Genomic DNA, 22,265 nt, shown 5'->3' with positions numbered 1-22,265 from the left:
TCGCCCCTGACAATAAGGAGCCGCCAGAGCCCTTAACGCCCCTGGACAGGCAGCTCAGTACGCACAAATACTTTACGCATCGCGATATTGGAAACCAGACGCGTCACGCCAGGAAGGTTTGAAAGCTGCTCGCGGTGAACGCGCTCATAATCATGGGCGTCTTTGACCCGCAGGCGTAACAGATAATCATCCGCCCCTGTCATCAAGAAGCAATCCATGATCGCGCCCACATCACTCACAGCGTTTTCAAAGCGCTCCATAGTTTCACGGCGCTGATTTTCTAAAGTCACAGAGACCACAACCGTCAAACCATAGCCCAACACATCCGCATCCAGCAGCGCGACATAGCTTTGAATGACGCCGCTCTCTTCCAAGGCGCGCACCCGGCGGTGGCAAGCCGAAGGCGATAATCCCACCCGCTCGGCCAATTCAGCATTGGTGAGCCGCCCCTCTTTTTGCAGATGGGTCAAAATGGTGGCGTCGATCGTATCAAGATGCATAATCCCAAACCTTCGCAAAAGCTTCACATTTTGACCCCATTCACGTCACGGCATGAAATATTATTTCACCCGATCCCCCTTGGGTCAAATTTCATTCCCCTTGAGGCTTCTTTATTGCACATATATCCGAAAATCTAGTATGTAGGCGCAAGATTATCACGCCCCCGCGCATAAGGGGTCATAAAGGAGATCGCCATGAAGATCGGTGTGCCTAAGGAAATCAAGAACCACGAATACCGCGTTGGCCTGACCCCGAACGGGGCAGCTGAGCTGGTTTTGGCCGGTCACGAGGTTTTTGTTCAAGCCTCTGCTGGTGAAGGCGTAGGCTTTGCTGACAGCGATTACGAAGCGGTTGGCGCGAAAATCGTTCCTGATGCCGATGCCGCTTTCGCCGAAGGCGAGCTGATCGTGAAGGTGAAAGAGCCTCAACCTGTTGAATGCCAAAAGCTTGAAGCGCGCCACACCCTGTTCACCTATCTGCACCTGGCACCCGATCCGGTTCAAACCGAGGGCTTGCGCAAATCTGGCTGTACGGCGATTGCTTATGAAACCGTCACCGACGTGTATGGCCGCCTGCCCTTGCTGAAGCCTATGTCTGAAGTCGCAGGTCGTATGTCGGTTCAGGTTGGCGCATTGTCTCTACAAAAAAGCGAAGGCGGGCGCGGCGTTCTGTTGGGCGGCGTTCCTGGCGTAACGGCTGCTAAAGTTGTCATCCTGGGCGGCGGTGTATCAGGCACCCATGCGGCGGAAATGGCTGTCGGCATGCGCGCAGACGTCACAATCTTCGATCGTTCAATCAATCGCCTAGCTGAACTGGATGCGATCTTCCAAGGCCGCGTCAAAACCGCCTTCTCAACCCCTGCGGCGGTTGCAGAAGCGGTTAAAACGGCAGATCTGGTCATCGGTGCGGTTCTGATCCCGGGTGCAGCAGCACCGAAACTGGTCACCCGCGACATGCTGAAAACCATGAAAGACGGTTCTGTCCTCGTTGATATCGCCATCGACCAAGGCGGCTGCTTCGAGACCTCTAAAGCCACCACACACCAGGACCCAACCTATATCGTTGATGGTATCGTGCACTATTGCGTGGCCAACATGCCAGGCGCAGTGGCGCGCACTTCAACCCTGGCGCTGACCAATGCGACCTTGCCCTTCACCATGGCGCTGGCCAATAAAGGCACGCACAAGGCCCTGAACGAAGACATTCACCTGGCCCGCGGCTTGAATATCGCCGAAGGCGAAGTCACCTATAAGCCTGCCGCTGACGATCTGGGCGTTCCCTTCGTCAAGCCATCCTGGTTGAGCGTCCTCTAAGAAGCGTTCACCAAATTCCAGGCAAAGAAAAGCCCCGCCTTCCACAGGAAGGCGGGGCTTTGTCTTGGCAGGACGACGCGTTTAAGCGTCAGTGTCCTAGTAGTGTGGGCGATGAGCCGTGAGGTTCAAGGTCAGCGGGTCGCGCTTCGACATACGACCCGACAAGGCCAAGACGAGCAGCGTGAGCGCAATACCGATAATGGCCAAGACCACCTCCAGAGCCGCAGGTAGGGGGAAAGTGGCGATCAAAGCCGCAAACCCAAACCAACCGAGAATCACGGCGAGCCCCAAGAGACGTTTCAACATAATTTTCAATTACCTCCTTGTACGGAAAAACTTCCATACCTCGTAGGCAAGTGAATATAGGCCTAAACCCTATATATATCAAGAAATTTCTATTGCTTGTCACAAAACTGTAACGAAAAATTTTCTCAAAACTCCTAAAAACTGAACAGAAACAAGCCTTAGGGCATACGTAAAAAACCACAAAATTTTGCACACGGTCAGCGAAAACCCAAAAATTCGGGCAATCGACTCACTTACACATCGTGCAGCTTCACGCTATCGAGCACTTTCTTGATTGAGCCCACCAAGCGGCGCCGGTTGAAGGGCTTAACGACAAAGTCATCCACGCCGGCGCGGATCGCATGCTCAATGCCGGCAGTTTTATTGACCTTGGTCAGGAGAATGAAGGGAATGTGGGCTGAGGCTTCACGATCATCGTGGCGCATCACTTTTAGAAGCTGAAGGCCCGTACCCTGATCCATCATCCAGTCACAGATCACGAGGTCCGGCATAGCCCTTTTGACGATCTCAAAGCCTTCCTTGCCGCTCTTGGCCATATGCACGGTCTTCGCGCCCAGCTCCAACATCACAACGCGCACCAAATTGCGCACAGACACATCATCATCCACGACCAACACGACCTTATTTTGCAAGAGGTGTAGATCGGGCTCATCCAGATAGCGGGTGTTTTCGCTGCGCGCGCGCTGGGTCGCCTGCTCGACGGCAAGAAGCTTGGAATCTTCGGGCCGGATCTCTTCTGCCATGTGTGTGAGGCGCTCCAAGGCCTGTAACAGCTCTGGCGAGGCACCTTGGGACTGATCCGCCAGGGCGAGTGCGCTTTGCGCCAATTCCTCGATCATCTCAGCGCGCGCAGAGAAATACTCAAAGCCCAAACACCCCGCAGCCCCGGCCAAACGGTGGGCTTCTTCTGCCAGACGTTGAAACGCGATGCTGTGATCGCCTTCCTCGGCTTCAAACCGCGCCAGGCTCGCCAAATGGCGGACCTGAGCCTGAGCCGTTTCAGAAAAGCCCTCTACGATTTCACGCACACTCTTCATCCTCGCCTCCTATTGTCTTTGCCAAGCGGTCAAAACACTGGGCTCATGGGCTTGCCCGCTTTGAATCGCCCGCCAGATATCACGCACATCCTGGCCCAAACTCATCGGGTCGAAGGGCTTCGTAATCACCCCTGACAGGGACAAATCTTTATATTGCTGAATGTCTTGCACTTGAGCCTTCGCCGTCATGAAAACGATGGGGGTCGCGCTTAAGCTCTCAATTTTACGCAAACGGCGCACGGTCTCGAAGCCGTCCATGCCGGGCATCATGACATCCATTAAGATCAGGTCCGGGCCTGCGCCCTCCATCCCTTCCACGGCCGCCTGCCCGCAGCTAAAGAGGCTCAAATCGAAGCCGCCAATGTCAACCAAGGCCAGCTCAGCAATCGCGCGGATATCCGGATCGTCTTCGACATAGGCTAAACGCTTAAGCTCGGACATGCTGAGCCTCCGAACACGCGCTATCAGCGCTAAGAATCGGTAGAGTGATCAAAAAGGTCGTGCCCTCTCCTACCTTGGTCTCAAAGGTCAAATCCCCACCATGCAGCTGGGCAATGGCCTTAGAAATACAAAGCCCTAAACCGGATCCCGATTTATTACTGCGCTGATCAGAACCATCGGCTTGGGAAAATTTCTGGAAGATTTTAGGGCGAAATTCCGGTGCAATCCCCGGCCCAAAGTCGCGCACAGAAACGATGATGCTCTCATCTTTCAAATGCGCCCCAACCTCTACCCTTGAGTTCTCTGGCGAAAACTTCACGGCGTTGGAAATGAGATTGGTCAAAACCTGAGCAAAACGATCCGGGTCCACATGAACCCAGACATCCTTGGGATAATCACACAGTTCAATCTGACTGGAAAATTGATCAGCAAAGGGGCGCGTTTGCTCAATCGCCTGCTCCATGATGGTTTTGATGCAAGAGCGTTGGGGCTTGAAGTCCAGCTTGCCGGATTCGATTTTCTCAATATCTAAGAGATCATTGATCAAACGCACCAAACGCTCGCCACTGGAATGGGCGATGGCCAACAGGTTGGCGGCCTTCTCATCCAACTCGCCAAAGCGGCCTGAACGTACCAAGCTGAGCGCGCCCATGATCGAGGTCATGGGCGTACGCAATTCATGGCTAACCGTCGAAACAAACTCAGATTTCATCTGATCGGCACGCACACTCGCATCAATGTCCATCAAGGATCCGATCATGCGCGTTGGCTCACCCTTCTCGCCCCAGATCGCCTGACCGGACGCTAAAAACCATTTATAGCCATGATCTTTATGGCGCATACGAATGACTTGCGAGAAAGGGTCTCCTTTATTTTCAACATGATCACGTATGCTTTTAGCCAACTTAAAGCGATCATGTTCATGAACAAGCGTGTTCAATCGCGAAGCGGTCGCTTCAATTTCATCGGGCTCATAGCCCAAAAGGCGATACAGCACCGGCGACCAGATTTCAGCGTCTTGATTATAATTGGGTCTATCCCAGACCCCGACACTCATCCCTTGAACCGCCAAGGAGAAGCGCGCTTCGCTCTCCTCCAGAGCTTGCAAGGCCGTTTGACGCTCCAGCTCAAAGCCAACCCATTGCGAAATCAGGCGAATGGCGGAGAAATCATTTTCTTCAAAGTTTTGATTGCGCTCATGTTGAGAAGAAAAGCTCACCACGCCATAACGCTTACCATGCACATAAATCGGCACGCCAATAATGTTACGTTGGCGTCCAGCCGGTTTCACCAAAGCGCCCAAGTCATCACACGCTGTTTGATCGTTAACATCCTCAAACTCGGTGTATGCCTCTAAGCGCGTGCCGGCATGAATGGAGTTATCCGGCGATACCGCGTAACGCACCCACGGGTTTTGATTTTCAAACTCACAGACCATACCGACTTCAAGCCCGAAATAATTGGCGGCGGCTTTCAACACCCGATTGATCTTTTCACGCGGATTGATTTTCACCGAAGACGACACTGCCAGCATTTCACTGCGCAGATTCCGGTCGGCCATTTCTCGCGTCATATTATCCACCGAACCGGCCATGCGGATTGGCTGACCTTGCTCATCCCAACGGGCCTGACCGCGCGTGCGCACCCAGATATAATGACCCAGATCGTGACGTATCCGAAAGGTCACATCAAAGGGGACGCGGTCATCTAAATGTTCCGAAATGGCACGGATCACCCCTTCACGGTCTTCTTCATGAAGGCGGGTTTCAAACTCCACAAAATCAGTATGCGTCCGATCATTTTTCAAGCCCACCATGGCTTGAAATACGCTCGACCAAAAAAAGTGATTGGTTCTGACATTCCAATCCCATAAGCCGACGCTGGCCGATTCTGAGGCCAAGATATAGCGCTCCTGGGTTTCACTCAACGCCAGACGAACCTTGGTGTAATCAGTAATATCCTGGAAAATACCGAACAGCGCACGCACATGGCCTTGCTCATCGCGCTGGCACTGGCCCTTGGCATGGACATAGCGCATTTCACCATCCAGCCGCATCAAGCGCACTTCGAAGGCAAAACCCGCTTTATCCCGGATGGCGCGCTGAATTTCTTCATGAACGCGGGCGCGATCTTCAGGATGATAGAACTCAATCATAGAGCGCAGATTGGGCTTATAGCTTGCCTTTGAGACCCCGTGAATGCGATAGACCTGCTCAGACCATTGAACCTCATCATGCTCAAGATCAATCAGCCAATGGCCGATATGCCCAAAGCGTTCGGCCAGCTCCAGCTTGGCATTCTTGCGCTCAAGCTCCTCATTCGCGCGGACTTCCTGAGTGACATCTTTCAGGTGACAGTAAAACCCGACCAAGAGTTCATCATCATCCACCACTCGATAAAGCGTGATATTGGCGTGAAAAATACTGCCCGATCGACGCACACAGCGCGCAACGAAATCAATACAATCTTGAGTTTGCGCCTGCTCAAAATGGCGTGAAATGGCATTATAATCATCAGGATGAAACAGGTCCGACCAATGGGTTCCCACCATATCGGATTTTTCAAGTTTAAACTGTTCTGCGAAAATTTGAAAAACTTCGGCCACCCGTCCAGACGGGTCCAATTGCGCAATACCATCCGCCGATTGTTTCAAGGCCTGCTGGGCAATGACCTGATCGGTGATAATGTCCGTATACATGATAAGACCACCAATGGACTTATCCTGGCGATACCAAGGCACATTATGCCACTTGATCCAAGTTATGCGCCCGTCACTGCGCAAGAACGGATCGGCATCATGGCTGAGATCTTCGCCTTTTAAAGTGCGCTGATGGAGAATTTTCCAGCGCTCTGGCACTTCGGGGGAAACCTCATAATGGGTGCGTCCCAAAATCTCTTCAATGATCACATGATAGGCGTCACACCATCCTTTAGTGGCCGCCAAATAGCGCATATCCGTATCGAAGACCGCGGCTGGATTGGGCGCGTTCGCAAAAAATCCATCCGCAATTTCACGGAAACCCTTCTGTGTTTCCTGGCCCTCAATCATGATGCACCCACTTTTGAGTCAGACTCAACGAATGCATTCATTTTTAGCGATGTGCCTTTATAAACCCTTGCTGTGGTGCGCCAGCTATAATTTAAAGTTGAGATTAAGCGCCTGAGGGAGCCAGATGGGTCACCTGGCAATATACATCCACACTTTTCAAACGCTCACACAGCGCCTGAGCTGATGCTTGATCCAAAAAATGTCCGGCATGAAGGCGATAATAAATGCCACGCTCACCCAAATCCGCACGAATGATACGCGGATAAAGCCCAGCCAGGATCGAACCATATTGCGCCACCATTTCACGCCAGCCCGCCTGCGCCATCTCTTCACTGCGGTAAGAGGCCAAATGGACAAAAATCTCGTCCTGGCCCCTGACAACATCGCGATTATTCACCGTGGGAGAAGACACAGGAGGCGGTGTCGGGCGCGGCGTAGGCGATGCGGTTGCGGGCATCGGGGATGGCGATGTTGAGGGTGAGGCCTGAGCGCTTTGCTGCGCGGCGCGCGCTTGCTCCTCTCGCAACAAAGTTTGCGCTGGAGGCGTCAAGGGCGGCGGACTGGATAAATTCGCAGGCCCCCCCGCGCTTTGTGTTGGGGCAAAATCCGTGCGGGGGGCGTTTTGAGAGAGAGGCTGGAGCGTAGTGTTCGCTTGGGTTTGCGTAGCCCCCCCACTCTCATCCCCGCTTGCCAGGGGCTGGAAGGAAGAGGGTTGTTGTGCGGGCGAAGCCCCCAACGGACGAACTGGGTTACCCCCCGGCGCTGAACTTGCGAGATGACTTTGCGCCAAGCTGGTATCGCTAATCGCGGCAAGCTGCTCGAGCAAGATCCGGATATCATTTTCGATGGAGAGCAGCCGATCGACCCCGGGTTTCATCTGGGTCAATTGCGCCTGTAGCGAAACGACTTGCTGGCGCAAAGCCTCTTCTTCTTGGGGACTTAAGCCACCAGACTGCACACGCGCGGTTGAGGGCAAGGTCTGGGTAGGCACTTCTGGCAAGCTCGGCACGAAAGACGCATCTTCCCCCTGACCTCGAGAACCAAGGCTCGCACACCCGCTCAGAGCGCACATCAGGGTCAAGCCCATAAATGTGAAGAGGATGAAACGGCCCATACCCGCTGGAAAGCCCCTAAAGTGAATCGACGTCCCACAAAGCTTAGCATTTTATTTACCAAATCGAGATGGGTGCGCCTGCTTTCTAGGCAAATATGACCCATCCGTCAACATCATGATTTAAAACAAGAAATAAAGATCCACTTGTTTTATCGCGCGAGTCATCCACAGGTAACTTCAGGTTAACCAGGGTTACCAAGCCCTTAAAATGGATAAGAAGGTGTTGTTTCCTCTAGTGATTCGCGCGTGGTTTCGGTGATCCAAAAAACGCTGGTATGCGGACTAAGTTTGGCCTTGAGCTGGACCAGTATGAGCTGGGCCCAGAGCGCCAACACGCCTCCGGCTCAAGATCAGCAACTCATTGACCTCGCGCGTGAATTCACAAAACGTATTGAGCCGCACTTCCTCTCAGAATCTGAGGCTGCCTATTTGCGTATTCCTGACGGGGATACAGTCGTGTTCGAAGTGCGAATCGGGCGCTACACGCTCGACACGCCGCTCACCGCGATTAAGCGGGGGCGCTCCATCATGGTCCCTATCCGCGAATTGGCTGATGCGCTTTATCTGGCGATCAGTGTAGATGAAACCAGCCAAGCCGTCTCCGGATGGGCCTTCAGTGAAGACCAAAGTGTCGCTTTAGATCCGCAAACCGGCGAAGCGCGTTTTGGGGACAAGACGCTGACCTTGCCTGCGCAGGCGCTTTATAGCGATGGCTATGATATATATGTGCATACACGCGCCTTGGAAGATTGGTTAGGCTTTAAAGTCGACGCCAATCTGCGCTTTATGTATCTGGAACTGGAAACCGAGCAGACCCTTCCCATTATCGCTCAACTTCAGCGCGCAAACCGGCGAACAGGTAGCACCCTAAGCGGGTTGGAAACAGCGGCTCATGAGGATGCGACCCGGCCTTATGCCTGGCTGTCCACGCCGATGTTCGACTTGCAAGCCTCTAATCGATTGCGCCAATTACCGGGCCAATCCTTAAATAATCTTCTGTCATATTCCTTGATCGCCCAAGGCGATTTCTTAAAACATTCAACAATCTTATTTCTTTCCGGGACACAAGATAATCCTGTACCCTCAGCCCGGATCACGTTCTCACGTCGCTCAAGTGAGGGTGATTTGCTTGGCCCGTTAAAAGCCACGCAGCTCGATTGGGGCGATATTCAAGGGGTCAGCCTCCCCTTTGATCAAGGCTCATCCATTCAGCGCGGCATTCGGGTGTCGAACCAGCCCCTTTTTGGCCAAGCCGATTATGGCACAACCCGCTTTGACGGCGATTTGCAACCGGGATGGGATGTCGAGCTCTATCGCAATGATGTCTTGATCGACCAGCAACGCGCCAGTGAAAACGGGCGCTATAGTTTTGATGAAGTGATGCTGTTTGCTGGGCAAAACCGGTTCGTGCTTAAATTCTATGGCCCCCAAGGCCAGGTGCGTGAAGAAGAGCGTGACATCCCGGTCACGGCGGATAGTCAAGCTGGCCTTTTGTATAACATTGCCCTGACCCAGCAGGGGCGAAGCGTATTCGACCAGAATCAAGGGGGCGATGCGGCTCAAGAGGGCTATCGCGCGTCCGGCTCGCTGTCGATGCGTTTGGGCCAACGCTCATCTTTAACCTTGGGCCTGGACACTCCCATCATCAATGGGGAGCATCATTATCAGGGCGCAGCCAGCCTTTCGACCTTTATTGGCAATACTCTCCTTCGCTCGACGGTGCGTGTTGATAATACCGGCGGCTTTGTGGCGTCTGCCGGCGCGGGCCGGCGTATCTTCGGCCAACAAACCCAGTTGAGCTATACGCGGTGGGTGGATTATCCCTTCACAAATAGCGAACGCCTTCAGAACTCCTCCGCCTTGAGCCTCGCAATTTCTGGGCAATTACCGAACATTTTAGGTCAAAACTCCCCCTACCAGCTTGACCTTCGCCAATTCCAGGATGAGGGCACGGATCCGCGCTATGAAGCCAATCTACGCACCAGCCGCGCCGTACTGGGCGGAAGCTTGGATACCAGCCTGCGCTGGCAAGACGGGCCAAACCCCAATGACGATTCATTCGTGGGTGATGTATCCTGGGGGTTTAACCGCGATCGCGTCTTGACCCGGGCCAGGCTAACCACAAACTTCAAAGAAGGCGAGGTTGAGCTGCTCCATGTCAGCAGCCGCTATCGCATCAACAATGATCTCAGCACCCAGGCGAGCGCCAGCTATAGCTTCCTTTCTAAAGACACCACGCTGGAGGCGCGCGCCGACTGGGATTTAGGCCTTCTTACGCTCAGCCCGCGCGGTCAATGGTCGACCACTGGCCAGTGGTCCGCCTTTATTGATGGACGTCTTTCCGTGGGTTGGGACAGTGTTGATCGTCAGGCCCATATCACCAGTGACCGCAATGGTGCCTTTGGCGCACTCTCCATCCGGGTCTTTGAAGACTTCAACCAAGATGGCATCTTCAATGGCGGCGACCGCGCCTTGGAGCATGTGCGCATCAATGCCATTCAGGCCCGGCGCTCTGGCCTGACCAATGCCCGCGGGATTGCCTATATCGCGCGCCTGGGCACGCACCAAGCGAGCGATATTGAAATTGACCTCTCCAGCCTAGATGATCCCTTTCTGGCTCCGCTTGAGCCCAGCTTCTCGGTCATTCCACGCCCAGGCAATACGCAAAACTTTGATATCGCCGTGGTCCCTACGGCAGAGCTGGAAGGGGTGATTTATGTCCGGAATGGGCAATATAACCGCGCGCTCACCGGGACGCCGGTTAAAATCTTTGACCTGACAGGACGACTTCGCGGGGAAGGGCGCACCGATGGCGAAGGATATTTTCTGATCTCTCACCTGCCGGTGGGGTATTACCAAATAGAGGTCGATCCGGCCACTTTAAACGAACGCAATTTACGCCTGACCCGGTCCAGCTATGTGCGCATTACACGCACCCATGAGATCAAGGGTATTGAACTCACTTTAATTGATCGTGATGAAAGCCTCATAGCCAGTCTCAATTCTGGCTTTAGCCGTCAATCGCGCGATGATCTCCACCAAGCGTTAAGAGGGCACGCCCGCGGACACGGCTATGGCCTAGCCTTGGGGGTCTATCAAACCCCCTTTGGTCGTAATAGCGCGCTATTACTGGCCCTGGCCCATTATCCTGAAACCTTGCGCGGGATTGGCTTGATTGACGGCTCAACACCGGGCAATGGACAGTATGAATTGGAGATTGGCCCCTTCCCCAATGCAGAGCGCGCCGCCCAGGCGTGTCAAATCCTAAAGGCGGCTTATCCGGCCTGCGCCGTGACCGTTTTATCGCAAACACGCCAGTCTTCACGTCAATAAGTATAGAATTATGCTGAATTTTCCCTAAAACTTGCCAATTGTCCGTTCACGAGAAACGCTTCGTTAACGTTAAAGCGCTTTTATAGCCCTTGTGGAAGTCAAATTCAGGCTTGACTTATCAACTTCCAATGGGGCGACGCCCCTTGCAAAAACAAGGTAGGGACATGGACACTCTTTCTCTCAAACGCCCGCTTGGCCTTGCTCTGGTGCTCGCAGCCTCAGCAACAGGCGTCGCTTCAGCTCAGGTAATCGAGAACATCAATGTTAGCGTCACCCTGAACAACGCATTGGCCATCACTGAAAACACCCCGCTGAACTTCGGCACGATCACGATGATCTCCGACGGCACCAACGCGCCTGCCGGGTCTATGACCCCAGCGGGTGCTTTCTCAAACACCTCTACTGGCACCTCAAACATGCTGGTTCTGACCGCAGGTACCGCCGGTAGCTATACCGTTTCCACCGGCATTCCAAGCTTCACCAACGTCACGGTGTCTTGGCCGTTGACCGGTGGCACGCTGAGCGCATCTGGCGTTCCATCCACCAACGGTAGCTTTACCGTCGTTCCATCTGCCACCCCCGTCGTTGCTCCTGGCGCGGGCTCAATTGGCACCTGCACGGACGCCGGTGGCCCTCCTGCAACGACCCGCTCTTGCACCATGACCACCAATGGTACCGGCGATGTCACCTTCGCTCTAGGCGGTACGATCACAGCCAGCAGCGCAACCGCAAACTTCCAAGCGACCAACACCGTTTATACCGGTACGATCGCTTTAACCGCGAATTTCAGCTAAGATCGAGCTGAGAATCATCGCAGATTAAACGCCGCCCTTTTGGGCGGCGTTTTTTTTGGGTCATTATGTCGGTGCGGGAGTGAAAAGTGCGGGTGCTAGCTGTCATCCTGGCTGCCTTGATCAGCCTGACATTCAGTACCCATGCGCGCGCGCAGGTCAGCTACACCGTCACAATTGTCGAAGACTTATCCTTTGGCACCTTCGTCAAGACCGATAATCTCGCCGCCACCTTGACCATTGGGCCAGACAACTCGATTACTCAAAGCGGCAATATCGTGCGCTTCGTCAACGGCCACCGCGCCGAAGTGATGGTCGATGGCTTGGCCCCCAATCAGGAAATCACCGTCGATGTCAGCTTTTCGCCTTATCTCGGCGGGGCCTCACAAAGCCTGGTGAAGCTTACCATCGACGATGTCACGATACTGCCCAGCACCATTCGCGCCCAATCCAATGGACGCGCAGTCTTCTATGTCGGCGCACGCCTTCACTCTGATGTCGCAACGCCCAATGGGATGAATGAAGTTCATTCCGGAAATATCACCATCACAGTTACCCCAGTCCCTTAAGAGAGAGCGATTATGAGACGGTTATTCGGGTTAAAACTCATTGCCCTGGTTATGTGCGCCCTGGCTTTCACGACCGCAGCCCATGCGGATCTGATTTTTACCCCACAACGGATCATTATTGAACCGAATGAGCGTTCGGCGACGATCTCCGTGGTCAATTCATCCAATTCCGTCAAAGCCTATACCTTTGACTGGATCCATACCCGGATGAATGAATATGGCGAGGTCAATGAGGTCGTTACCAATGTCGGCGGCTCCGCTAGCTTTGTCGTCTTCTCCCCCAGCCGGATCACCCTTCGCCCAGGTGAAACCCAAACCATCCGCCTGGCCGTGCGTCGTCCCGCTGGCCTGCCGGCCGGCGAATACCGCTCTCATTTGCGTTTAAACGCCGAAGATCTCTCCCCGCCCGCTTTGCTGGCCAGCAATACCGGCGGTCAAGGCATGGCCGCACAGGTCAATATTGCGCTGGGCTTTACGCTGCCCATCATTGTGCGCCAAGGCCAGGGCGGGGCAAATATCACAGCCACAGCCGTTGAGTTACGCCCTCAAGACGCCCAAGTCATGGTGCGCTTTGATCGTCAGGGAGCCTTCAGTACCTTTGGCAATGTGCATCTGTTCTGGCGCCCCGATAGCACCAGCCAGCTGACCCCCATTGGTCAATTAAACGGTGTTGCGGTTTATCCAGAAGTCTCCACCATCACCCGGCCCATTCCGCTTTTCCCTGATCATGGGGCCGATCTCAGCCGCGGCGAGCTTCATGTCTATTATGTCGATCCCAACGCCAATAACGCCGTGCTGTCCCAAACCGGCGTCAGCCTTTAAGTATAGCCTTTGCGCGATCATGGCCCCGTCCTCTTTCGGGGGCGGGGCTTTTTCATGTCTGTATTTCTTGGCTCAGATGCAGCTTTGGCGACTGGAAATCCTCATCTGATTGTGTAGGATCGCGCCTCTATCGATTTGGGGGCAGCCTCAAAGACATGTGCGGACATGGCGGAATCGGTAGACGCAACAGACTTAAAATCTGTCGCCCGAATGGGCGTGCCGGTTCAAGTCCGGCTGTCCGCACCATACTTGACCCAGGTTGGGTCAAGTCGCCTAGAACCCTGAAGGGCAGCGCGATGTCGGCGGTTCGATAGCCGTCATTTCTTTTATAGCGCAGCTGGCTGGCGAAGGTCAGTTTGACGGCGGCGCGGCGGTCTTCGATTCGCTGGGAACGCCAGAGCTTCAAGGGGTTTGCCAGAAATTCCATGGCGGTTCGATAGGCTTTTTCAAAATCAGGCGTCTTCAACGCGCCTTCGCGCTCCATCCTCGCCAGACGCTCTTCTTCAACACTGCGCTGATGTTCCAGACGTTCTATTTCGCCTTCATAGGCATTGATCAGGCTGGGCCGTGTTGCATGGATTGCCCGCTCGATCACGCCTTGCAGGCGTGTTTCCAGCGCTTTGAGGCCCTTTTGGGCCGTGTCCATACGCTCATGATGGGCGGCGCTATGGTTGGCCCAAAGGGTTTTGAACATATCGGCGGCGATACGCATTAATTCCGGGCGTGGGGCCAGTGAGGCGAGCAAGGCCTCAAACTGATCCTCGACATCGGCCTTTCGCGCCGATTTGCCATAGGATGAGCAGCTTTTTGTCTGACAGACATAATAGCCGTGGAGCGCGCCGTTCCGGCTTTTGGAAAACGCGCCGCGATAGGGCTGGCCGCAATCATCGCACAACACAAAGCCGCGCAAGGGAAAATCTTCATTGATCGATTTGCGGACCGGGAAGACAGGGCGGCCCTTCAGGCGGTCCTGGATTTTTTTAAAGGTCTCCAGGCTGATCAAGGGTTCATGGCGGGCTTTGGTCAGTTTGATCCCCCAAGGGTCATATTGAATATAACCCGCATTTAAGGGGTTTGAGAGCAGCGGCCGGATGCGCTGCTTGCTGATCGTGCCGGATTTACCCTTGGGATAGCCCGGCTGGGCATTCAGGTGACGCATCACTTCGGCTTGTGAGCTGAGCTGGCCGGAGGCAAAAAGCTCCAAGGTTTCGGCCAAGACACGCGCTGCCGGTTCCTGGCGTATCATAACTTTACCACCTTGTGCGGGATCATTGATGAAGCGATAGGCGGGCGAGGGCACAGGAAAACACCAATAGCCGTTTTGAAGCCGCGCGCGCATGCGTTCAGAGGCGCGCCGGGCATTGGTGATACGTTCATGTTCAACAATGATGGCCATCATCCGTTCGGGCAATTGCGCCGCCGGATCATCCGAGAAGGTCATTTTGGGTGATTTAAGCTCGCCGCCCGCCGCCGCGATTTCGTTTCTCAGCGTGAGATAGCTCATCAGATCACGGGCCAGGCGGCTTATATCGTCTATCAGGACAACCCAGTTATCGCCCGGATGGGCACGCAGATAGGCAAGCATATCTTCCATGCCGGAACGTGCGGCGTGTTTGCCGCTCATGACATCAGAGAAGGTGCGGATCACCGTATAATCGTTATGCGCGGCAAATTCTTCACAGGCTGTGGCCTGAGAGCGTAGGCCATCGCCTTCGCGGGTCTGACGGTCTGTGGAGACGCGCGTATATATGACGGCTTTACGCTGGGGATTGGGGCTTGGTTCGGGTTTCATACGCGCCTCCTTGTCTTTATGCGTGAATGTTGGGGTCTGATTGATCTTGACCTGTTGGCTTCAAGTTTAGCTGATCGCCGGGCTGGGGTGTGGATTTATTCTGATTTTGTCCACAAAGCTGCTGGGCCGGATCAAGGCCGAATTGAATGCGCAATACGGTGTCGATCAGCTGCCAAAGGGTTTCAAGCATCTCGCGTTTTTCAGTGTCATCCAGATCTATATCACCCAGCTGTTGGAGCCAGCGCTCAAACTGCGCGGCGTCAATGGGGCCGGTCCGCGATGCGGCCTTGGTAAAATCGGGTGAAGCGGTGATTTGAGCGTCTTTATAGGGCCTGGTCATGGAAAACCTCCTTTAGGTCCATGCTGCCCGGCATGCTTAAGTATATCAAACTTTGGGCAGAATATGCAATTATGGGTTGTTTTTTGAGGTTAGCGCCCGCGATCAAACTGGGCTTTGGCGCGGCCTTTATTCGCGCTGAGGGCCAAATCCCGCGCGGGTTTATCCTTGGTCCGGCTGAGCCGATCACGCAGATACGCCATGCGCCGCTGATCGGCCTCATGCAGGGTTTGGTGGACGCGTTGGGTTAGGGTTCCGCCAGGGGTAAGATGACGCTCTAGCCGGGGTGTTTGGCGCTGGGATTCCAGCGCATCGAGTTCGCGCCGGGTTGCAATATCGGTGAAGCGGTTTTGCGCTTTACTAAGCTTAGCCATGATGAAAAGGCTCCTCTATTTGGGGGCTACGCCTTTTCATCATGGCCGGTTATCAGCGGAAATTTGGGGGAATAAGCGTTTAAACCGGGTATCCTTCGGCCCAGCGCATGCGCCCGGTTTGGTATTGCGGCAGATGGGCATAGTCTTGGGAGACCGGGCCTTCACACACTTTGAGAGTTTTATGGCCAAAGCGGGTTTTAATACGCACACTATCCGCTGGCGGGTGCATGGGGTTGTTTAGATAAAGCCCGGCCATGTCAGCGCGCATAAAATAGGGCTTGCGCTCGCCCAATACGGGATGAAGGTTTTTGCCGGAGATAAAAAGGATTTGTTTGTCTTCAGGCAGGGCCAGCACTTCATCCGGGTTTAATAGTGCACGGCTTTGCTGGCTTTGATAGGTGGTGGCAAAATCAGCCTGTCCGAAATCAGTTGCCGCTTCGAACGGGTCTTCGCCTTTCATCACCACTTGCAGGAGTTTTTGTCTACGCCGCCTGGCGTCGGATTGTTGCAAATGATCGTCAAAATGCAGGGTTTGATGGCCCAGCATATCACTGATGAGCTTGGCTGTGGGGTAATCACGCGCGCCAAAAAATTGACGCACTTGCGCCGAGCCTAAAAAGCTTTGAACCGCATCAGGTCCAAAATTACGCGTGATCTGGCCGACATCTTGAAAAAAAGCCCATGTGCGGACGCCATCGCCGCGCCCGAAGGTGAAGGCTTTGAGTAATTCCTCAAAATAGCCTAATTGCCCGGCCTCATCGATCATTAGCAAAATGCGCGGTGATAGGGGGGCGCGGCGTTTATAGACCATTGCCAAAGCGAAAAAGAGGCGCAAGACCGGGGCCCAAAGCTTGATATATTCAGCAGGCACATTCAGGAAAATGCGGCTGGTCTGGAGGGGATGGGCGAGCGCCTTCACCGAGAAACCCTCCCCCTCAAGCGCGGTTTGCAGGCATGGATCGTTCAAGAACCCCATAGAGGCTTGAAACTCGCCGGTAATCGCACCGAATTCGCGCGGCGCATCTTGCTGTTTGGTCAGCATTTCCCCGGCGCTGGCGCGAATATCGGGTTCGTGGGATTGTAACATGCCCGACAGCGTATCGGCCCAGGCTTGGGGATCGCCTTCAATCTTTTGAAATTGACGATAAAGGCCCGGCAGGGTCGCAAAGCCTTTGCGGTGAATCTCGAACAAAGTCAGGGCGCTGCACCATTGCTGGACGCGTTGCTTAAAATAGGGCTCGCGCGTATTGGGGCCAATGGGGATCAGCGTGGAAAAGATCATGGCCGTATCGGGTTTGAGCGTTGGGCTTTGGGGCGTAAGAATATCAAGCAGATTACAGCTATGTTGCGGCAAGTGGTGCATGGCAACGGGGCACCAGCAATAGCCATAGGTGCCTGCGCGCGCCAGGGTGTGAAGGGAGGTCGCGGCGATCTCTGCGCGCGGGTCCAGCACCATCATGGGGGTCTGGGGGTCCATACACAGATTGGCCGCAATGACGGTTGTAAATTTGCCCGCACCGGCCCCGGCAATCGTAATCAACGGGGCATCGCCTGGCATGCGCAATGTTTTGTCTTTGAAAAATCCAAGTTGAAGGCCCTTGGGGTCAAATAATCCGGCCTTGCGGATATTATTTTCATCGGACCAGCGCGCCGAGCCGTAACGGTTCTGGGCGTAAAACGCATCTTCAAACATGGTCTTGATTGTCCTTTGATTAAAAAAAGGGAGGCATGGATCATGCCCCCCTTCAATAGATTTTGTGCCCCTTGTGAGCGGCGGGTTACCAGGTGATGTGATTTTTATTGGGCAGGTGCGATCCGGCCCAGATTATGCCGATCCCGAGCGTGGTCATGATCAGCCCCATCCCGATTTCAGCGGAAACCAGACCTGTTATGCCGCCCAGCGTGATGAACGCGCCAAGGGCTATGATCAGAGTTTTGATCGGCCCGGCTTCTTGATGGTGTTTGGCTTTTTTCATGCGTAAGCTCCTTAAGCTTTGAGGTTAAAAGGCAAAGCGTGATGCCAGCATCAAACCGCCCATGACGATGGCGGTTGATAAGGTGGCGCGCGAGATGAAGAACACGCTGGCCGCGACCAGGCAGAACCAGACGAAGCTGGCCGGATCGGCGAGCATTTCGCCGTAATTCTCTGCCGTGTAGCGTTGGATAAACCCGCTGGTGGCGCGGTGAAGCGGGGGCGTCCCTAAATAGGTGGCGATGAGCGCCAGGACATTGGCAAGTCCCTCTACTGACTTCATGAAGGGGGTCTTGGCCTCATCTCGCTTGGGTGATCGAAGCATGGCATCCTCCTTACATCCGGCGGGGCTGGACCTTGCGGTATGCGGGCCCTTTTGGCCTTGCCGGATGTCAAGGATCAAATCATAGGTCGGTGCCTAGGTTGGGGGCTTAGCGCGCTAAATGACGCGCAATGGCCGGGTGTTTGATTTTGATATAAAGATCAAGCAGGGCCAGGCGCTCAAAGGTTCGCTCTTGCATACGCCGCTGGCCGGGCCGTTCGCCGCGGCGGATGAATTCAGAAATCCAGCGAAAACTGCCATCATTATTGAAGGCCCGCTCTATCGCTTCATCATCCAGCATAATAACCTTCCCGCTGGCGCGGTTGCGGATAACACCCTCATAAAGATAAAGGTGATGGGCCATGTCATCGGCCAGGGCGCGGCGCGATAGACCCAGATTGGCAATGACAATTGCCAGGCGGGAACTATAGCTGACCGAGAGCAGGCGGTCCGGCTCCTCCAGCCAGAGTGTTCTGGGCGGGGTGTGGGATTGGTCATTGGCGGCGGATAGGTGGGTTTTGCAGTAAGGACAGATCATCGTCTCAGCTCCTTGATTGATCCCAGGTCGAAACAGGCCTTGAAATCCGGGCGCACTGGCCCTTTCAAAACCTGTTTCAAGCCGCTGTGATGGAGCGCTTTTGTCTTTAGAGGGGATGATCAGGAGGCTATGCTCAGGCCAAGCGCGCGTCAAACGCCTTACGGAAGCAAAGCCGGGCAAGACAATATTTAAGTCTATGAAAAATATAATCTGTTATGACGAACCGAAAACAAAAAACGGCCTCGAACCCCAGACCCCGTAACCGCTATCACCACGGTTCCAAATTGTCGGAATATCGTTTCTTAAAGGTCCTCAAGGCCTTTGCGCAGGGTCATACGGTGGCGCAGGCAGCGCGAGATACCCGGCTGTCTGAACGCTCCATCCGTGAGCTCTTCTCCCGTTTGCGCGCAAAGCTCATTGAGGCGACATTGATGGAGCGCCACGCCTTTGGCGGAACGGGGATGTATCTTTATCAAAACCGTGCGCTTAGCGCGCGGGGCCGGGCAATCCTGGAAGAAGTTTCAAAAGGCCCGAATTTTGCCGCCCACCGCAAACATCATGCGGCCAGGTTCCGCGATCCAAAGGAAAAGACGCGCCATGTCTATGAAATGACGGTGCGGCTGTTTTGTTCTATCCATCTGCCCAAGACCCCAGAGCAGCTTTACCCCGATGAGACGCGTCAGGCCTTAAGCCAGCTTAGTGAGATCGGAGCCTTTATCCGTCAGTATAAAGATAACCCGGAATTTATTGAAAAATACGGGAGCGTGATCACGCGGTACGAGAGATTGACGGGGCATTTTCGTACCTTGCTGGACAAGGAGGAATTGCTCTCTTTGCGTAATAAATCCGATATGCACCGCTATAGCGACACCGTGCTTTATGATGATCTGCGCCGCCATCTTTTGGCTTATCCGCTTTAGGGGCTGAACGGGATATTTCTTCGGTGTAAAGCGCCGCCAGATTATGCCGTGAGCCTATGACGCTCTTGAATAATTCGATCATATTTAGTATGATTGATATATGATACGCAAAACCATCACAATGCCAGAGCCTATGGACAGCTGGGTGAAAGCCCAAGTTGAAAGTGGACGCTATGGAAATGATAGCGAATATTTACGTGACCTTATTCGTAAGGATCAAGAGCGCAGCCAGCTTCAAGCCATGATTGATGAAAGTCAGCGCGCTTATGATAACGGGCAAATCACGGCTCTGACGACGCGTGAAGATGTTCATGGGTTCATAGAAGGAATTTGGGCGCGCGCTAAAAATGCTTGAACTGGTCATTACTAAGCCAGCAGAGCGGCACCTTGAAGCTATTGCAGCCTGGACAATAAAGCACTGGGGGCAAGCCCAGCTTGAGACTTACAAAGGCGGACTTGAAAACGCTTTAGTCGCCCTCATGAATAATCCTCATATTGGGCAAAATGCCAGTGATGTCCGCATTGGGTATCGTAAATACTTCATCCAGGATTATTGGATTTATTATGAAGTCACGCGTGAAGCTGTTATTGTTCATGCGTTCCTCCATGGGCGGCAGAACCCAAGCGAGCACCTTTAAATTGGCCGCGCGGTGAATATCTTAACCCAATCTTAAGTCCATATCCTTATAATATTCATATATTTAAGGGGTTTTATGGACAAGGGATATTTATCTGAGCATTATTTGAACGCCGCAGGGGATGCGGATGGACATGGCGCCCAGCTTATCCGTCAGAAACACGAATTTTCAGATTTACAGGATGAGATCGCGGGCCGGGAAAATGGTAAGGTCCGGCGTTTTATCACGGGCGATAAAGACCTGCGCGGACAAGAACGCAAGGACCGCCAGGACATTGTTCAAACAGCGCTCAGCGCCTTGCAGGCGCGCTTGTTAGACCCGCAATACCGCGAAGCCTATACACGCGCCCAGAGCGCGATAACCCAGGCCCAAAGCGCATTGAATGACGCACTTGTGGACAATGCCGAAGAGCTGGAGCGTCTGGAGGCGGAGGCCGCCCGTCTTGATGACGGCACGGTGATCTTTATGCGCCCGGATGGCAGCGCAGAAACGCGCGATGGGCGGATCATTCCGCCATCGGCTTTGATCGGGGTTACAATTCCAGAAGATGCGACAAATGTTGAAGAATATCGCATTGCAATGCAGCGCAGTGCAGAACTGGCCGACATCCAGACCGAGATCATCGATCCTGCCAGAGACAGGATCAATGATCAGGATAATCCCTTAAGCGTCGAGGAGTTGCAGAACTTTTCGGATGAGATAAACCGCGTCGCCGCTCATATCAGTGGATCATCAGAGTTCAGTATTTCACAAAACCGAAGTTCTGATGACCCTTTGTTACCGCTCGGTGAACCGCAGTTATCTAGCGGCCCTTCTCCTTAGTTGTAATCTATGCGAAGTTGCGGGCATTCGCGTCTTGCGAGAGCTAATACAACCGTCGGCGGGACGTGATCAGGAAACCTTTCCAAATTAGCAATGACAGTAGCATAGTGTTGTTGTTCATTCTCAAAATACCAAGCTGCTACACAATCAGAAGCATTCTGATCGCGTAAGGCAATGCCACTTGCCAATCCAAGCACTAATCCGTGCAACCAAACACTGCGCTCATTTTCAGCCATTCTTAAAATATTACGATTCGTAAAGCGCTCCGGCTCTACATCTGTGTCTTGCGCCGGTGCGGGGGGTGTGAACAGGGCTGTGGCCATTAAAGCGGCGTTCATTGCGATGAGCAGAGTTTTGAGGGTGGCCATTTTACGCTCCCATGTTGTTGAAAAACCAAAGCACGCGCCCGGCGATGAGCAAGAGCGCCAGCGCCAGAAAGGCGATGTGGAACACAACGCGTAAGGTCAGCGCCCCAATCCAGCCCGTTGCCGCGCCCAAGAGCGCCCCGGCCAGGGCCCCGGCCCAAAACCCGATTTCGGGATCGGCATCCCCGGCGGTGCCGCCCCATAAGAAGCCCGCAAAGGCCCCGATCCAGGCCATGGCCCCCGTCAGGGTGGTCTTTTTCTGGGATGATTGCTGTGGTGATGATGACTGGTTCATGCGGGCGCTCCCCCTCTGGCATGAAGAAACCGCGCGCGCCGTCAAGAGCTTATCGAGGCTGTATAGCGCATACACATGTATGGCTAAGTGTCTCAAAAACCTTCCAAAAAGAGATTTTCCCTGCTATGGTCAACCCATCATTGAGATCGCCTGATCCGGCGTGAAAACGCGCCGGATTTTCGTCCACTTCGCGCCCGTCCCGTAAAGGAAGGGATTAGAGACGATAAAATGCGCGCTCAGTGCGGTTTTACGCTTATCACCGGACACGGAAAGGAGGCCGCCATGCGGATCGGCTATGCGCGCGTTTCAACGCATGATCAATCGCTTAATCTTCAGCGCGATGCGCTGGTGGCGGCGCAGTGTGATCAGGTGTTTGAAGACCATGGTATATCGGGGGCCTGTCTGGACCGCCCGGCCTATAACCAGATGATGAAGGCCTTAAATGCCGGTGATGAGCTGGTGGTGTGGCGGCTCGACCGTCTGGCGCGCAGCGTGTTTGATCTCATTGATACTTTGCACACGATGAAGGCGCGCGGGATTGTTTTTCGTTCGATCTGTGAGGGGATGGATACCGGCTCCCCCTTTGGCGAGACGGTTTTTGTGGTCGCCAGCGC

At 54.0% G+C, this 22,265-nt stretch carries 25 protein-coding genes, 1 tRNA gene and 1 pseudogene; 12 read left to right on the top strand and 15 right to left on the bottom strand.

Features of this window, described 5'->3' with window-relative positions:
* Positions 1-32: 32 nt before the first annotated feature.
* Entirely contained in the window at positions 33-500 is a 468-nt protein-coding gene (locus H151_RS0114195; protein ID WP_019962332.1) for an Lrp/AsnC family transcriptional regulator, read from the bottom strand.
* 195 nt (positions 501-695) lie between these two features.
* Between H151_RS0114195 and ald the strand changes: the two genes are divergently transcribed.
* Positions 696-1,814: an alanine dehydrogenase gene (gene ald, locus H151_RS0114190; RefSeq protein ID WP_019962331.1), complete on the top strand. Its 1,119-nt coding sequence runs from the start codon at positions 696-698 to the stop codon at positions 1,812-1,814.
* A gap of 96 nt (positions 1,815-1,910) precedes the next feature.
* Here ald and H151_RS0114185 read toward each other — a convergent pair whose 3' ends face one another.
* The 5 genes from H151_RS0114185 to H151_RS0114165 form a co-directional block, all read right to left on the bottom strand.
* Positions 1,911-2,120: a hypothetical protein gene (locus H151_RS0114185; protein ID WP_019962330.1), complete on the bottom strand. Its 210-nt coding sequence runs from the start codon at positions 2,118-2,120 to the stop codon at positions 1,911-1,913.
* 233 nt (positions 2,121-2,353) lie between these two features.
* Positions 2,354-3,157 carry a response regulator gene (locus H151_RS17235; RefSeq protein WP_019962329.1) on the bottom strand — a complete coding sequence of 268 codons (804 nt, stop codon included), beginning with the start codon at positions 3,155-3,157 and terminating at the stop codon, positions 2,354-2,356.
* A gap of 9 nt (positions 3,158-3,166) precedes the next feature.
* Entirely contained in the window at positions 3,167-3,598 is a 432-nt protein-coding gene (locus H151_RS0114175; protein ID WP_019962328.1) for a response regulator, read from the bottom strand.
* A complete protein-coding gene (locus H151_RS17230; protein ID WP_019962327.1) occupies positions 3,585-6,647 on the bottom strand; it encodes a PAS domain-containing protein in 3,063 nt (1,020 codons plus the stop codon). Before H151_RS17230 ends, H151_RS0114175 begins: the two co-directional genes overlap by 14 nt.
* A 103-nt stretch (positions 6,648-6,750) precedes the next feature.
* On the bottom strand, positions 6,751-7,761 hold the full coding sequence (locus H151_RS0114165) for an SPOR domain-containing protein (protein ID WP_019962326.1): 1,011 nt from the start codon (positions 7,759-7,761) through the stop codon (positions 6,751-6,753).
* A gap of 309 nt (positions 7,762-8,070) precedes the next feature.
* Here H151_RS0114165 and H151_RS0114160 point away from each other — a divergent pair, with 309 nt between their 5' ends.
* The 6 genes from H151_RS0114160 (at position 8,071) to H151_RS17640 (ending at position 13,991) form a co-directional block, all read left to right on the top strand.
* Positions 8,071-11,094, top strand: a complete 3,024-nt coding sequence (locus H151_RS0114160; protein WP_026354034.1) for a stalk domain-containing protein — start codon at positions 8,071-8,073, stop codon at positions 11,092-11,094.
* A 164-nt stretch (positions 11,095-11,258) separates the two neighbouring features.
* On the top strand, positions 11,259-11,888 hold the full coding sequence (locus H151_RS0114155) for a hypothetical protein (RefSeq protein WP_019962324.1): 630 nt from the start codon (positions 11,259-11,261) through the stop codon (positions 11,886-11,888).
* Positions 11,889-11,974: 86 nt separating this feature from the next.
* On the top strand, positions 11,975-12,454 hold the full coding sequence (locus H151_RS0114150) for a DUF4402 domain-containing protein (protein ID WP_083918631.1): 480 nt from the start codon (positions 11,975-11,977) through the stop codon (positions 12,452-12,454).
* A 12-nt stretch (positions 12,455-12,466) separates the two neighbouring features.
* Complete coding sequence (locus tag H151_RS0114145; protein ID WP_083918629.1) at positions 12,467-13,276, top strand: fimbrial biogenesis chaperone; 810 nt, start codon at positions 12,467-12,469, stop codon at positions 13,274-13,276.
* A gap of 159 nt (positions 13,277-13,435) precedes the next feature.
* Positions 13,436-13,522: transfer RNA gene (locus H151_RS0114140), tRNA-Leu, on the top strand.
* 271 nt (positions 13,523-13,793) lie between these two features.
* On the top strand, positions 13,794-13,991 hold the full coding sequence (locus tag H151_RS17640) for a hypothetical protein (RefSeq protein WP_156823526.1): 198 nt from the start codon (positions 13,794-13,796) through the stop codon (positions 13,989-13,991).
* 39 nt (positions 13,992-14,030) lie between these two features.
* On the opposite strand, the pseudogene H151_RS17910 reads toward H151_RS17640, so the two are convergent.
* The 7 genes and pseudogenes from H151_RS17910 to H151_RS16575 form a co-directional block, all read right to left on the bottom strand.
* Positions 14,031-15,068: pseudogene (locus H151_RS17910) on the bottom strand (recombinase family protein); the annotation flags it as partial.
* A 16-nt stretch (positions 15,069-15,084) separates the two neighbouring features.
* Positions 15,085-15,408 carry a hypothetical protein gene (locus H151_RS0114125; RefSeq protein WP_019962321.1) on the bottom strand — a complete coding sequence of 108 codons (324 nt, stop codon included), beginning with the start codon at positions 15,406-15,408 and terminating at the stop codon, positions 15,085-15,087.
* A gap of 89 nt (positions 15,409-15,497) precedes the next feature.
* Entirely contained in the window at positions 15,498-15,779 is a 282-nt protein-coding gene (locus tag H151_RS0114120) for a hypothetical protein (protein ID WP_019962320.1), read from the bottom strand.
* A gap of 79 nt (positions 15,780-15,858) precedes the next feature.
* Positions 15,859-17,472, bottom strand: a complete 1,614-nt coding sequence (locus H151_RS0114115) for a type IV secretory system conjugative DNA transfer family protein (protein WP_019962319.1) — start codon at positions 17,470-17,472, stop codon at positions 15,859-15,861.
* Positions 17,473-17,557: 85 nt separating this feature from the next.
* Positions 17,558-17,755, bottom strand: a complete 198-nt coding sequence (locus H151_RS17630; protein WP_156823525.1) for a hypothetical protein — start codon at positions 17,753-17,755, stop codon at positions 17,558-17,560.
* Between the two features lie 24 nt (positions 17,756-17,779).
* Positions 17,780-18,076: a hypothetical protein gene (locus tag H151_RS0114105; RefSeq protein ID WP_019962317.1), complete on the bottom strand. Its 297-nt coding sequence runs from the start codon at positions 18,074-18,076 to the stop codon at positions 17,780-17,782.
* Between the two features lie 106 nt (positions 18,077-18,182).
* Complete coding sequence (locus H151_RS16575) at positions 18,183-18,611, bottom strand: hypothetical protein (protein ID WP_051088985.1); 429 nt, start codon at positions 18,609-18,611, stop codon at positions 18,183-18,185.
* 338 nt (positions 18,612-18,949) lie between these two features.
* On the opposite strand from H151_RS16575, the gene H151_RS0114095 reads away from it, so the two are divergent.
* From H151_RS0114095 to H151_RS0114080, 4 genes are all read left to right on the top strand, one after another.
* On the top strand, positions 18,950-19,531 hold the full coding sequence (locus H151_RS0114095; RefSeq protein WP_156823524.1) for a hypothetical protein: 582 nt from the start codon (positions 18,950-18,952) through the stop codon (positions 19,529-19,531).
* 100 nt (positions 19,532-19,631) lie between these two features.
* A complete protein-coding gene (locus H151_RS0114090) occupies positions 19,632-19,886 on the top strand; it encodes a type II toxin-antitoxin system ParD family antitoxin (RefSeq protein ID WP_026354032.1) in 255 nt (84 codons plus the stop codon).
* Positions 19,879-20,169, top strand: a complete 291-nt coding sequence (locus H151_RS0114085) for a type II toxin-antitoxin system RelE/ParE family toxin (RefSeq protein ID WP_019962313.1) — start codon at positions 19,879-19,881, stop codon at positions 20,167-20,169. The genes H151_RS0114090 and H151_RS0114085 overlap by 8 nt, the downstream gene beginning before the upstream one ends.
* Before the next feature lie 75 nt (positions 20,170-20,244).
* A complete protein-coding gene (locus H151_RS0114080) occupies positions 20,245-20,991 on the top strand; it encodes a hypothetical protein (RefSeq protein ID WP_019962312.1) in 747 nt (248 codons plus the stop codon).
* Here H151_RS0114080 and H151_RS0114075 read toward each other — a convergent pair.
* The gene (locus tag H151_RS0114075; protein ID WP_019960634.1) at positions 20,988-21,359 is read right to left on the bottom strand and encodes a hypothetical protein; all 372 of its coding nucleotides are present in this window, start codon (positions 21,357-21,359) and stop codon (positions 20,988-20,990) included. The genes H151_RS0114080 and H151_RS0114075 overlap by 4 nt on opposite strands.
* 1 nt (position 21,360) lies before the next feature.
* On the bottom strand, positions 21,361-21,651 hold the full coding sequence (locus tag H151_RS0114070; protein WP_083918627.1) for a hypothetical protein: 291 nt from the start codon (positions 21,649-21,651) through the stop codon (positions 21,361-21,363).
* A gap of 282 nt (positions 21,652-21,933) precedes the next feature.
* On the opposite strand from H151_RS0114070, the gene H151_RS0114060 reads away from it, so the two are divergent.
* Positions 21,934-22,265, top strand: a 332-nt coding sequence (locus H151_RS0114060; RefSeq protein WP_026354031.1) for a recombinase family protein, incomplete at its 3' end; no start/stop codon positions are given.

Source organism: Woodsholea maritima DSM 17123 (genome assembly GCF_000382325.1).
GTDB lineage: Bacteria > Pseudomonadota > Alphaproteobacteria > Caulobacterales > Maricaulaceae > Woodsholea > Woodsholea maritima.
Note: the sequence above shows the minus strand (reverse complement) of the source record. Positions and strands in the feature narration are given on the sequence as shown.

Coding starts and splice junctions, on each gene's coding strand:
- H151_RS0114195 (WP_019962332.1), bottom strand. CDS start 500: ATGCATCTTGATACGATCGACGCCACCATTTTGACCCATCTGCAAAAA.
- ald (WP_019962331.1), top strand. CDS start 696: ATGAAGATCGGTGTGCCTAAGGAAATCAAGAACCACGAATACCGCGTT.
- H151_RS0114185 (WP_019962330.1), bottom strand. CDS start 2,120: ATGTTGAAACGTCTCTTGGGGCTCGCCGTGATTCTCGGTTGGTTTGGG.
- H151_RS17235 (WP_019962329.1), bottom strand. CDS start 3,157: ATGAAGAGTGTGCGTGAAATCGTAGAGGGCTTTTCTGAAACGGCTCAG.
- H151_RS0114175 (WP_019962328.1), bottom strand. CDS start 3,598: ATGTCCGAGCTTAAGCGTTTAGCCTATGTCGAAGACGATCCGGATATC.
- H151_RS17230 (WP_019962327.1), bottom strand. CDS start 6,647: ATGATTGAGGGCCAGGAAACACAGAAGGGTTTCCGTGAAATTGCGGAT.
- H151_RS0114165 (WP_019962326.1), bottom strand. CDS start 7,761: ATGGGCCGTTTCATCCTCTTCACATTTATGGGCTTGACCCTGATGTGC.
- H151_RS0114160 (WP_026354034.1), top strand. CDS start 8,071: ATGAGCTGGGCCCAGAGCGCCAACACGCCTCCGGCTCAAGATCAGCAA.
- H151_RS0114155 (WP_019962324.1), top strand. CDS start 11,259: ATGGACACTCTTTCTCTCAAACGCCCGCTTGGCCTTGCTCTGGTGCTC.
- H151_RS0114145 (WP_083918629.1), top strand. CDS start 12,467: ATGAGACGGTTATTCGGGTTAAAACTCATTGCCCTGGTTATGTGCGCC.
- H151_RS17640 (WP_156823526.1), top strand. CDS start 13,794: ATGTTCCAGACGTTCTATTTCGCCTTCATAGGCATTGATCAGGCTGGG.
- H151_RS0114125 (WP_019962321.1), bottom strand. CDS start 15,408: ATGACCAGGCCCTATAAAGACGCTCAAATCACCGCTTCACCCGATTTT.
- H151_RS0114120 (WP_019962320.1), bottom strand. CDS start 15,779: ATGGCTAAGCTTAGTAAAGCGCAAAACCGCTTCACCGATATTGCAACC.
- H151_RS0114115 (WP_019962319.1), bottom strand. CDS start 17,472: ATGTTTGAAGATGCGTTTTACGCCCAGAACCGTTACGGCTCGGCGCGC.
- H151_RS17630 (WP_156823525.1), bottom strand. CDS start 17,755: ATGAAAAAAGCCAAACACCATCAAGAAGCCGGGCCGATCAAAACTCTG.
- H151_RS0114105 (WP_019962317.1), bottom strand. CDS start 18,076: ATGCTTCGATCACCCAAGCGAGATGAGGCCAAGACCCCCTTCATGAAG.
- H151_RS16575 (WP_051088985.1), bottom strand. CDS start 18,611: ATGATCTGTCCTTACTGCAAAACCCACCTATCCGCCGCCAATGACCAA.
- H151_RS0114090 (WP_026354032.1), top strand. CDS start 19,632: ATGATACGCAAAACCATCACAATGCCAGAGCCTATGGACAGCTGGGTG.
- H151_RS0114085 (WP_019962313.1), top strand. CDS start 19,879: ATGCTTGAACTGGTCATTACTAAGCCAGCAGAGCGGCACCTTGAAGCT.
- H151_RS0114080 (WP_019962312.1), top strand. CDS start 20,245: ATGGACAAGGGATATTTATCTGAGCATTATTTGAACGCCGCAGGGGAT.
- H151_RS0114075 (WP_019960634.1), bottom strand. CDS start 21,359: ATGGCCACCCTCAAAACTCTGCTCATCGCAATGAACGCCGCTTTAATG.
- H151_RS0114070 (WP_083918627.1), bottom strand. CDS start 21,651: ATGAACCAGTCATCATCACCACAGCAATCATCCCAGAAAAAGACCACC.